Source organism: Embleya sp. NPDC127516, from assembly GCF_044765325.1.
GTDB lineage: Bacteria > Actinomycetota > Actinomycetes > Streptomycetales > Streptomycetaceae > Embleya.
Window position 1 is genome coordinate 57545 of the sequence record NZ_JBIWJT010000025.1, and the last position, 12600, is coordinate 70144.

The 12600-nt window shown below is 71.7% G+C and carries 3 protein-coding genes; all 3 read right to left on the bottom strand.

Going from position 1 to position 12600, the window contains the following annotated elements:
* Positions 1-168: 168 nt before the first annotated feature.
* The 3 genes from ACIRL2_RS36590 to ACIRL2_RS36600 are packed head-to-tail and all read right to left on the bottom strand — an operon-like array spanning position 169 to position 12451.
* Positions 169-1161: a ricin-type beta-trefoil lectin domain protein gene (locus ACIRL2_RS36590; RefSeq protein WP_402238114.1), complete on the bottom strand. Its 993-nt coding sequence runs from the start codon at positions 1159-1161 to the stop codon at positions 169-171.
* Between the two features lie 47 nt (positions 1162-1208).
* The gene (locus ACIRL2_RS36595) at positions 1209-3842 is read right to left on the bottom strand and encodes a right-handed parallel beta-helix repeat-containing protein (protein WP_402238117.1); all 2634 of its coding nucleotides are present in this window, start codon (positions 3840-3842) and stop codon (positions 1209-1211) included.
* Complete coding sequence (locus tag ACIRL2_RS36600) at positions 3839-12451, bottom strand: hypothetical protein (RefSeq protein ID WP_402238119.1); 8613 nt, start codon at positions 12449-12451, stop codon at positions 3839-3841. The genes ACIRL2_RS36595 and ACIRL2_RS36600 overlap by 4 nt, the downstream gene beginning before the upstream one ends.
* Positions 12452-12600 lie beyond the last annotated feature (149 nt).

A 12600-nucleotide genomic window follows, 5' to 3' on the forward strand; every position in this document is an offset into this window, starting at 1 on the left:
GGAGCCCCCCCGCCCCTTGGCGCCACGCCCCCCCCCCCCCCCCCCGTCCCCCGCAACCGGCCTTAACCCGGGGCCGCCCCGGCCCGGCTGGGGGGCCGGACCCGGCCCCTGTTTCGGGGCGGAGCGGCCCGTGGTTCGGTCAGGGCCGTCGAGCGGGCGTTGCGGCACTCAGGCGCGGGTCCACACCTGGTTCTGCCCGGCGTGGCAGGGGTGGAGGCGGATTGCCGCGCCGTCGTTGGTCTTGAAGTCCCAGACGTCGGCGCACATGTTGGAGGCCTTCGCGTAGATGTTGTTGCCGCGCAGCGTGAACTGTTGGGCGGGGTTCCCACTGCAGTAGGCGAGTTGGATGACGGTGCCCTTCTGGGTGGAGCCCCAGGCCGCGTCCATGCACAGGCCCTTGGTGCGGATCGTGCCGTCGGATCTGATGTCCCACTTCTGGTTCACGTCTCCGTTGCACGACCACAGGACCAGCGGCGTGCCGTCGGAACCCGCGGACCCGCTCAGGCACTTGCCGGAGTACCCGTTCCGCAGCGGGTTGCCCGGGACGTTCGGCTTCGGCTGGGCCGGCGGGGGCTGGGGAGCCACCTTGGGTTGCTCCGGGGCGGGTTTGGTCAGCGGCATTTGCCGGGGCTCCATCGCGGGTTGCGTCGCGGGTCGCCCGGCGGCAGGGGGTCGCTCGGCGACCGGCGGCGCGGGAGTCGTGGCGGGCGGTGTCGACCCGGCGCCCGTCGGGGTCGAGCCGGCCTCACCGGGCGCGCCGGCCTCCCCCGGTGCGCCGGGTGCACCGGGTAGGCCGGGCGCGCCGGGTGCTCCAGGCGAACCCGGTGCCCCGGGTGAACCGGGCAGACCACGCGCACCCGGTGCGCCGGCCGCCCCGGGTTCCCCGGGCGGCACGGCGCCCGGCACCCCCGCCCCCGCCCCCGCCCCCGCAGCCGCGACCGTGCGATCGCCGGCCGACGTGTCGCCGCTCGCGCCGGTCGGGGTCAGCGCCACGGCCAGCGTCGTGACCGCGGCGATGCCCGCGGCCGAGCCGAGCGAGACCCACACCCGGCGCCCCGGTGCGAGACCGCGTCGGGGCCGGGTCGGCCGGCGGGCGTACGCCTGCGCCAACGAGGGCGCGGACGAACCGACGTGCGCGCCGGTTTCGTTGGGTTCGGACACAAGCTCTCCTTCGTGGGCACGACATTCTGACGGGGCGGTGTGCGCCGTCAGTCGGAGCCGACCAGTCGCGGGAGGTCCATCTCGTCGAGGACGACCAGTTGCCGCTCGTCGGGCGTGTCGATCTCGGCCATCCGCATGGCCTGACGCTCGGTCATCTGCTGGAACACCTGGCGCGCGGTGCGGCCGTTGCCGAACTGCGCACCGCGCGGCATCGCGGTGAACAACTCGCCGAGCGCCTTGCGCGCGGGGATGCTGAGTTCGTAGCGGTGCAGGCCGGCGTGGTGCTCGACGATGCGCACCAGGTCGTCGGCCGAGTAGTCGTCGAACAGCAGGCTGCGGGTGAAACGCGAGGACAGGCCCGGGTTCGAGGCGATGAACCGCTCCATCTCGCCGGGGTATCCGGCGACGATCACGACGACTTCGTCCCGGTGGTCCTCCATGAGCTTCACGAGCGTCGCGACGGCCTCGCCGCCGAAGTCGTTCGCGACACCGGCGGGCACGAGCGCGTACGCCTCGTCGATGAACAACACGCCGCCGCGGGCACGATTGAACGACTCGGTCGTCTTCGGGCCGGTGTGCCCGACGTATTCGCCGACCAGGGAACTGCGGTCGACCTCGACCAGATGGCCGCGTTCGAGCAGGCCGAGCGCCTTCAACAACCTTCCGTACAGGCGGGCGATGGTCGTCTTCCCGGTGCCCGGGTTGCCCGCGAAGACCAGGTGACGACTCAGCGGTGGCGCGGGCAGCCCGGCCTCCTGACGCATGCGCACCGTCTGCATCAGCTTGACCATGCCGCCGACATCGCGTTTGACGCCGCCCAGTCCCACGAGTTCGGCGAGTTCGGCGAGCAGGTCCTCCAGGGTCTCGGGCGGCGGCGGAGCCTCGCCCGACTCGGCCAGGTCGGCCGACACCGGCGCGCCGACTGTGGGCGGCCCGCCCCCCGAAGCGACGCCGGCCGCGACCCCGGGCGGTGCCGCGGGTTGGCGCGGTGTCCGCGTGGACGCCTCCGACAGGGTGGGCAGCGAGGGCGCGGCCACCCGGACGGACACGCACTCCTCGAACACCGGGCGCGCACCCTCGCTGTGGCCGACGTCCTGTGCGCAGTCGAAGACCCGACAGCCGACGAAGCGCGGTTCGGCGTCGCGGCCGATGTGCAGGGCGGGGTACGCGCACGCCGACAGGTCGCTGTGTTCGATCACCCCACGCGCGCCCTCGCCGAACAGGATGCCGTTCTTCGCGGTCCCGTCCACCCGGATGCCGCGCACCGTCGGCTCGGCGCCGCGCCCCACCACCAGTCCGCTGCCGCCGACCGCGAAGATGCCGCCACCGTCCATCCGCAGCCGCGCACCGGCGTCGACGCTGACACCCGCGCTGCCGGTCTCGGCGATCCGGGTCGCGTACAGCGCGGCGACCGCGTCGGTGCCGATCTCGACGCCCGTCCTGCGCTGCCCGCTCACCACGCATTCGCGCAGCTCGCAGGCCGTGGAGGAGCGCAGACGGACGCCCGTCTCGCCGCCCTCGATCCGGCCGGCGCGCATCGAGAGCGTGGCCTGGTCGGCCACGTGCACTCCGCACATGCTCGCCCCCGTGACCGTGGTGTCCACGATCTCCGCGTCGGCGGACCCCACCACCGCGAAGCCGTGTTCCTCGCTGCCGTCGAGACGGCAACCGCCGATCCGGGCTCGGGCGTTCGCGCCGAGGTGCACCGCGGTGAATCCGGTGCGAGTGATCAGCGACGCGGTCACGGTCACCTCGGATTCGCCGAGCGCGACGACGCCGTTGGCGGCCGGGCCGGCGATCCGGCAGCCGTGCGCGGTGAGGTGCGCCGTACCGCCGACCGCCACCGCGCTGCCTTTGGCGTCGGTGATCCGGCAGTCGTCGAGGTGGACGCGGGCCTCGTGTTCGGCCTGGACGCCGCTGCGCCCGACGTCGCGCACGCGGCAGTCGTCGAGGCACACCTCGCCGCGCTCCTCGACCAGGACGCCGTTGCGTCCGGCGCCGTCGAGCGTGCTGTCCCGGGCCAGCAGTCGGGCGTCGCCGCGTACCCGCAGCGCCGAACCGGAGGTCTCGCGCACCCGCAACCGGTCGGCGATCAGTACCGCGTGACCGGACAACACCACCCCGACGCCGTCGATGGTCTCCAGGGTCGTGTCCTCGACGCGGGCCCGGGCGTCGCCGTCCAGCACCACCGCGGCGTGTCGCGCCCCGCGCAGCCGGGTCCGGCGGATCAGCAGGACGCCGCCGCCGGTCGGGTCGCCGAGGTCGGCGTCGAGGGTGTCGGCGAGGGTGAGTGTGGCGTTCCGCGCGTTGCCGCTCGCCTTCGCCGAGCCGAGCACGTCCACGCGGCCGCGGTCGAGTTCGCACGCGTCGAGGGTGAGGCCGGCCGCGTCCTCCACCCGGACCACCGGCTCCGCCGGGTCGGCGCCGTGCAGGACGAGGCCGCGGACCACGCAACCGGGGGCGGCGACGGTCAGGGCCACTCCGGCCGGCGGGCGGAGCACGACGGTTCCCGCCCCGTTCTCCGGCCGCAGGACCACCCGCCGCTCCAGCCGCAGGCGCTCCTCGTACTCGCCGGGCGCGACGAGGATTTCGGCGCCGGCGGGTGCGGCGGCGAGTGCGGCCCCGATGTCGCGGTGGGCGCCTCGGCCCCTGGGGCCGACGCGGAAGACCGGTGTGTTCATCCGGTACCCGTTCCTGGCAGTAGGTTGTCGGACGACGTTCCGTCGGGCACATGGCCGATCCAGCGCACGGTCGCGGGACTGAACACCAGCAGGCCGACGAGCTTGTCGACCAGCTTGCCCAGTGCGCCGACCACGAAGATGTCCATCGGCCCCTGGCGGTGGATCCACCGACTGCCGACCAAGTGCTGGACCAGGGTGCGGAGCGCGCCGACCGAGACGGTGTCGAGAGCCCCGCCGACCATGGACGCCAGGCCGGCCAACGCGGCGTCTCCGCCGGTGAGTTTGATGATCGCGCCGTCGGCGCTGCGGACCCCGAAGATGGCGGACTGCGACGCGCCGCTGACGAACCCGGCGAGCGCGCCGGTGGCGAGGCCGAGGGTGAACTCGTAGGTGCCGCCGCGCCACCGCACCGGACGCTCGTTCGCCCCCCACTCGGTATTGTGGCTGTCGTCGTTGGGCCGCCAACTCCCCGGCATCCCGTAGTCGATGTTCGACCAGTGCACCTTCCAGCCGCCCCGGCTGAAAGCCATGTGCGCCGCCGAGACGCTGCCCTTGGTCATCGAACTCAACGAGGCGCCGAACGCGGCGCGTCCGACGTCCACCATGCTCAACGCGCCGCCGGAGATCATCCGGACCATGGACAGGACGACGAGGTTCATGGCGAAGTCGAGCAGGAACTCGTGCGTCATGTCGATGCCGATGGACTGGATCGCCCGGAGCGCGAACGGCGCCGGGACCGCCTCGCCGTCCACGGACGGACCGAAGGTCCAGCGGTTCGGTTCGCGGAACGTGCGGTTGAGGCCGCGGTATTCGTTGGCCCAGCCGGTGAAGTGCGTCTCCCGTCCGATGATGGTGTCGACGCCGTTGACGTCGTACTCGTGGATGTACCCGGGGATCGTGCGGTCGTTGATGACGGTGACGCCGTCCGTGTCGTAGCGCCGCGCGTGCTTGTTGAAGTTGTTCGTCTCCAGGAACGTGCCGTCCGAGAGCCGAATCTTGACCTGGGCGAGGATGCCTTGGTCGGACTCCTGCCACACGTGCCGGTCGAACGCCGCGGTGGGCGAGGGGCGGAAGTCGCGCACCCGGAACGGGCTGTCGGTGAGAGAGTCCCGGAACGCGTTGGTGAACTTGCGCTCCGGGATCTCCTGGACCACCTGGTCGTCGAGGCTGCTGATCCGGTCGGACCACCGGGCGCCCTTCGCCCAGCCGGGGAGCCGGTTGCCGTCCGCGTCGAACCAGTGCCGGACGCGGTCGCCGACGCCGTCGCCGAAGGACATCACATTGCCGTTCGGGTCCAGCTTGTTCCAGTGCCAGACCTCATTGCCCCGGGCGTCGACGCCACGCCACGCCACGACGCTCAGACCCTCGCCGAGTTGTCGATGGTCGCGGAGGAGGTTGCCGGTCGCGTCGTAGTCCTGGAACGACTCGCGGTCGAAGTGCCACGGCGTGATCTGCCGCTCGAACGCGGTGGTGCGGATGCCGCCCGTCTCCGGGTGGGCCGCGTCGTGCCACCGGAACCGGCGGGTGTTCGCCCCCATGGTGCCGACGATGTCGAGGTGCCCGGCCCCGTTGGGATCGGGAAAGGAATCCGAACGACCGACGACGACGCCGTGGTGGTTGTACATCGTCCAGTCGCCGTTGTGGGCATCGATGGAGGTGCGGGTGTTGGGCCCCGCGCCCCCCGCGCCGTCGTTCGGCCTGGGCCGGTAGTCGATGAACGTGCCGTCGTCGAAGCCGGTCCGGACCACGGTCCACGGCTTGGCGCCCGGGGTGTACCAGTCGCCGTCGGCCAGGTCGTTGGTGACGCGGTCCTGCCAGGTGACGCGCTTGCCGCCCACGCCCGGGGTCGGGACGAAGTCGCCCTGTACGAACGTCCGGTGGCCTTGGAGACCGTCGGCGCCTTCGGTCCACGGGAGGTAGTGCGGTCGATGTGCCACCGGCTGCCCCACGTTCGGCCCCGCGTGGACGGCGGGCAGCCGTACGTCGCCGACGGTCAGGGTCTTGCCGCCGAGCAGCGTGCGTGTCTCGCGGACGATGTCGCCGTTGCTCGCGACGTCGATCACGGTCTTGTTGTTGGTGGTGAACTGCACGCCGCGGGTGCCCGCGCCGCCGCCCGCCGGCTCCTGGGTCCACGTCGCCACGCGCAGGCGATTGTCCTTGGCCAGCCACTGGTGCCCGCTGAGGTCGGTGGTGCGGATGTCGGAGCTGAACATGTTGCGGAAGAACACCGGAGGCCGCTGCTCGGCGAACCGCTCGACCTTGAGGAAGTCGCCGTTGAACAGTGTCTTGCCGAACCCGTTGACGTTGCCGTCCGGGTGCCGGGAGACGAAGTCCCGCTTGGGGATGCCGTCCGGGCCCATCTCGACCTGGTGGTAGCGGCGCACGTCGTGCAGACCGAACTGGAAGCGGCCGTACTTCTCCTGGGAGGTGAGGAGTCGGTTCGTGATCGGATGGTTCATCTTGTCGGTCCAGCCACGCCCGGGACCCCAGTGCCGGGTTCCCGAGGCGATCTGCCCGAAGTCGGCGTCGTACCGCACCCATGTGGTGTCCGCGAAGCTCTGCCCGGCCGGCACGGTGTCCAGCCTGGCCAGCACGTGGCCGCCGTCCGCGCTGAGTTGGAAGTGCCGCACGCGGACGTCGAAGCCGAACACGCTCTTGACGTCGAACCAACTGCGCGTGCTTTCGCCCCAGTGCCGGGTGCCGTGCTGCACCAGGTTGCCGTTCGGGGTGAACTCGGCCCACGGTCCGCGCTGATTGAACCAGCCGAAGGTGCCCAGGCTGGCCGTCGAGTGGTGCGCGTCGAGCATGCCGCCGTCGGGCAACCAGCGACGTTCGAAGACGGTGACCTTGAGATGGCTGATCAGGTGGACCCGGCCCGCCGCCGCGCCCTGCATGTCGACCGGGCCGCCCTCGAACCACTTCCGGGTCGGCGGAGCGGGCACCGGTACGCCGTGCGCGTCGGTCTTGACCAGCGCCCACGTGGGATCGCCGTCGGCCGGGTGGGTGATCGCGAAGTGCCGATTCGGGTGGATCCGGCCCTTGGCGTCGACCATGTCGATGCGCTGGAACTCCAGGCGACCGCCCGCGTCGAAGAGTCGGAACTCGCGGGTCTGCGCGCCGATGCCGTCGACCCGGTATCCGCCGCCCGGTTGCGGGATCGCCCGCAGGCCCGGGAGCGCGTCGAGATTGCCGTCCAGGATCCGCAGGTTGCCCGCCGTCGTGTCCAGGAATCGCGTCTGCCCGGGCTTGCCGATCCGGGCGTCCGACAGCCCGATGCCGTCGAAGCGGTGGACGCCGGCGCCGTCGTTCACCCGGAAGACGGTGATGTGGCCACCGTCGCGCGGCACCTGGTGCGGAGTCGCGGTGAATTCGAGCCCGCCGTTCTCGTCGAACAGGCGGAACCCGCCGTCGGCGGTGCGCACATTGAACCCGCCGCCGTCGCGCGGATGCACGGTGATGTTCGGGATGTCGACGAGGTCGCCGCCGACCAGGGAGTGTGCCCCGCCCGGGTGCACGCGGACGTTCTGCGGCAGGTGCGCGCCGCCCACGTCGCGCAGGCGCAACACCCGGAAGTCGAACTCGCCGGTGTTCGAGAAGACCCGAATCGACGGCGATTCGTGGCCGGCGACCTGGAGGGTGCCGTCGGGGCGGGTGTGCACCGAGAATTCGAGGTTTTGGCCGTTCGCGTGCTTGACGAGCGGCAGCGGGCCGGGCGCGGGCGCCCCGGCGGCCGGGGCGGGGTTGAAGAAGACGAACTCGCCCGTCGGAGCCCCATGGAGGCCACGCAGGCCGATGGCGTCGAAGCGGTGCTCGCCCCGCAGGCCCACGACGACGTGGTCGGTGTCGTCGAGGATCCGGAAGCCGTCTCCCCGCAACCCGTTCTGCCGCACGACGTGCGTGTCCGGGACGGGGCCGAGTCGTCCGTCCACGAGGGTGGCGGTCCCGGCGGCGTCGACCCGGACGAACCGCCCCCCGAACGGGCCGCCGACCACGTGGATCGCCTGGTACCGGCGCACTCCGTCGAGACCGTGCGCGGCGAACGACCCGTCGGGGTCGGTGAGCCGCAGTTCGTCGCCGACCCGGGTGATGGTGACGTTCGGATCGGGTACGCCGGCCTGGTTGCTCGGGTGCGGCACCGGCACGTCGGGGGTGTCGACCGGCGTGTGCACGTACTGCCCGACCGACGCGTCGCCGACCCTGAGTTCGAGGACGTTGTGCGTGCGCGCGCCCGCGCCGTCGACGAGGATCGCGCCGCCGCGGTACTCGACCAGGTACCCGCCGCCGTGTTGCGGTGTGACGCTCGTGTGCGGCACGGTCGTGCCGTCGCCTCGGGTGAGGTGCGGGACGCCGCCGACGTTCTCGGGCATCCGGATGAACCCGCCGGGGGCACCGCCGCCGGTGAGCGGGAGCGCGGTGTGCGAGAACACGCCCTGTGGCGTGTGCACGTCCACCGTCCCATGCGGTTGCCCGTCGGGGCCGGTGCGGGTGATGTGGAACGTGTTGTCGACGTGGGCGACGGTCGCGGTCGTGGACGGCGTACCGTCCACGCCGCGCGGGGCGGGCAGCGGGTCCGCGGCGCCGACCGGGGTGAAGACGTGCAGCCCCGTTCCCCGGTTGTCGGCGGTGGTGAGGGTGACGACGTCGTGTCCGCGGGCGCCTGTGGCGTCGACGTGGAACTGCCCGCCCGGGTGCTGGATCCGGAACTCGCCGCCCACTTGCGGGACGACCCGGGTGCCGGGGATCGGCGTGCCGTCGGCGCCGGCCAGATGCGGCGTGTCGACATGCGGCGAGCGGATGTGACCACCCGGCACGCCCAGCCCGTCGATGCCGCCGAGCGCAAGCGAGTCGTGCGAGAACCGGCCGTTCGCGCCGAAGACCCGGACGGCGGGACCGGCGTCGGTGGGGACGACATGGAACATGCCGTTCGCACCCGGCGGCACGGTGACGGAGCCCAGGGTCCTGGTGGCGCCGGCGTCGACGAGGGAGAGGGCCCCGCCGTCGTCCGGGGTCAGCACGTGCATGGGCAGCACGTGGCCGGTGGAATCGGTCAGCCGCAGGCCGCTGTGCGAGGGTGCGCCGGTCGTCCGGTCGTGGATCCGGAAGCCGGTGCCGGTGGGGATGTTGACCCCGGTCGCGCTGACCCGTACCGGTGACCCGCCCGGGTTGTGCACCTTGCCGTCGGCGTCGAAGTGGGTGATACCGAGGGGTTGGTCCTCCACATCGACGCGGATGACGACGAGGTTGCGGTCGAAGTCGCCGCCGCTGAGCGTGATGCGCCGCTCGATGCCGACGAGTCGGCCGCCGGCCGCGGACATGTCGAAGTCCCAACGGCGGATCTCGACGTTCGGCACCACGTCCTGCTCGACGCGCACGATGGTGTTCCCGGACGGTCCGGTGTGGTGCGAGGGGATCAGCGGGGGTCCGTCCGCAGCGCCCACCGTGCGGATTCCTCCGATGCCGTCGGCGCCGAGGCGGACCTCGATCCGGGTCCCGGGCAGCCCCGGGATGTCGACGAGGTGCGAGCCCGGGCCGGTCACGGTGCCCGGGCCGGGCACCGTCGGCACGGTCGTGCCGGCACCGAGGGTCGTCGACCCGGTGATCGTGCCGGCCGGGGGCATGGTGGTCAGCTCGACGGACTGCCCGGGGACGGGGCCGGTGACGTGCGCGTCGATGATCTGGTCGTCGAGGAGTCGGTGGTTGTTCAGCGCGCTCAGTTCGTAGTCCCACCGGTGCACGCCGCCCGCGAAGGCCTGTTCGATCCGCAGGATCTGTTGGTCGCCGACGGTGATGTGGTTCGCGCTGATGTCGGTGCGCCCGCCCGAGGCGACGTGGATGTCGACGAGCCGGTCCGCCCGGGAGCTCGGCAGCACCCGCACCTCGACGCCGCCCAGGCCGGGGATGTTGCTGAAGGTGTGCGCGAAGTCGTACCGCACGTTGTTCACCATGAACACCGTGAGGTCGTCGGCCGCCGGGCGCAGCGTGGGGAAATGGCCCCCGGTGGTGGGGACGCCGCCCACGCCCGCGGTGCCCGCGGGGCCCACCGGCGGGGTGTCGCCCGGTCCGCCGCGCGGCGACAGGGTGCCGAACGTCACGCGGCTGCCGTTGACGTCGACGTGTGTCGTCGCGCCGCCGGCGCCCTTGAGGTCGGCCGTGTTCGGGGCCGGCGTGGTGGGCGAGGTGGCGACGTGCCCACCCCGGACCGGGGGTATTTCGACGGCACCGGTGTTCGGCGCCCCGACCCCGGGGCCGGTGTGCGGCGTTCGGAGGTCGGGCGTGCCCACCTGGGTGATGCCCGACACTCCGCCGACGTTGGGCGTGGCCGGCTGTGCGACATTGGGCACGCTGCCGAGGTTCGGGGTCGCGACGTGTCCGAGTCCCCCGGTGACGCCGATCCCCGGCGTGGAGACCTGACCCGTGTGGGGTATCGCGCCGACGCTCGGCGCCTGGACCTGCGATGCGAGCGGGACCGAGCCGATCTCCGGGACGTTGACCCGGGCGCCGTCGTGCAGCCCGGTGACCTGCGGGGTGGAGAGGTTGGCGGAGGAAACGGCCGGTACGTCGGCCAGTTGTGCGCCGACGGTGGGCGGTTTGAGATCGCCGAGCAGTTGGCCCGGGAAGGCCCCGGCATTGTGGCCGAGCGTGGGGGCGAGGGAGCCGGTGAGGCCGGAGACGGGTGTGGTCGACACGGTCGGGAGATTGACGTGTGCCGGCGTCGGCGTCGCCACGTTGGGCAGCGCGGCGGTGCCCGAGTGCGGGAGCGAGACGTTGCCGATCTGCGGGAGGGCGACGGTCCCCATGCCTTCGACATGGGGGAGGGCGATCGAGCCGGTCGAGGGCAGGTCGTGCACCAGCGCGCTCGATCCCGGCAGCCCGACGTCGACCTTGGGCAGTGCGTTGGTGACCGTGTCGAGGTTCGGGATGCTGATGTGGCCGAGCGAACTCGCCGGTGCGTGGAGCCCGCCCGTGCCCAGCGCGGTCACGCCCGTCCCGGTGACGGCGGGCGGCACGCCGAGTCTGCCGCCGAGGTCCAACGTGCCCAGTCCGTTGAAGGAGAACGGCGGCAGGTCGACGATCTTGGCACCGAACCCGGTGAGCGGCACCACCGCGCCGAGGTTGCCGCTGTTGGCGAGATAGGTGTCCAGGCTCGGGAAGGTACCCGCGTGGAACCCGTCGCCGAACTTGCCGAGCGAGGGGACGTTCACCATGCCCAACTCGCCGAGTCCGCTGGTGAATCGCGTGGACAGGGGCGGCATGTCGAACCCGCGACCGAGTGGACCGGTGTTCAGCGCGTCGAGGCCACCGATGTCGACATGCGGCAGCTTCCCCAGACCGCCGCCCGATCCGAAGGCGGTGAAGCCCGCGTGTACGCCGCCGGTGATCTTGGAACCCGCGCCGATGAACTTGCCGTCGATGAAGGCGCCGTAGCGGTACATGTTGAACATGCCGCGGTCGATGAAGCCGATCCGGAAGGCGAGCCCCAGGCCCTGGCCCATCTCGTCGGCCGCCACCGGCAGGAACAGCCGCAGACTCTTGAAGCCGCTCAGGCCGCTCGCGATCGAACCCCCCAGCCCCTTGAAGGCGTTGACCGTTCTGACGACGCTGCGCAGGCCGAAGAACGTCTTCGCGCCGGCGAGGTTGATCACGGTCAGGTCGGCGCCGATCGGGAAGACGCGGATGCCGCGCCCGACATTGACGCCGAACATGGAGAGTTCGGGTATGTGGGTCAGGGCGGGACCGAGCTTGATGCCTTGGATCCCGCCCTTGATCCACGCGCCGCCCGCGGCGAGCGCGTCGTCGATACCCAGCCCCATCCGGCCGAGCAGCCCGAACGAGTTGGCGCCGCCGCGGAAGAAGGTCTTCGTGCCGGCGAGGCCGCGCGTACCGGTGCCCTTGATGACGTTCCACAGACTGCCGAGATGCAGTCCCTTGGTGGTCGGGGCGATCATCCCCAGGATGCCCAGCACGAGCTCGGTGACGCCCGCCTTGCCGTGCGCGAAGTCGATCGCGGTCTTGATCATGAGCGCGACATTCAGGGCGATGGACAGCAGCGCGACCACGCCGCCGAGGAAGATCGCCGGAACGACCAGGAACATCGCGATCCAGGAGAGCGCCTTCCAGAACTCGTCGCACTCGTCCACGGGGGAGGCGATGGACTCGGCGGCGGCGTTGAGCGCTCGCGCGGCGGTGTCGGCCGCGTCCTCCAGGGTGGTCTTGGCATCCGCCGCGGTGGCTTTGTGCGTGTCCCGGCCCGCGTCGTCGTCCTCGGACAGCGCGGCGGCCGCGGACAGGGCCGTGTCCGCGCGTTGTTGCTGCGTGCGCATGATGGCGACGTAGGTCACCAGGGCGGCGCGTACCTTTTCGTGCGCCTTCTTGTACGTCGAGATGTAGTTGCGCAGATTGCCGTCGATGACGCCGCGCATGGCGTCCGCCGTCTTGCCGATGAAGACGGTGCTCGCGGTGTTCTTGACCTCGTTCAGGCCGTTGTCGATCTCCCGTGCGAGATCGATGAATTCGAGTTCCGCGGCGATCACGCGGTCGATCCGGTCGGGGTCGCCGGGGGTGGGGTCGCGGTCGAGACCGAGCGCACTCCAGTCTCCCGGACGAGCCATCGAGGTGCCCCTTTCGCTCGATCGTGCAACCACGGCCGCCTTCTGTACGCGCCTTCCTCGGGAGAGGTTCAATCTTTCTCCGAGTAACGTCGTTGAACCTCCATCGGTTGCAACGCGTACAGAAGTGGAGGCAGTTCGAGGAGCGGTGC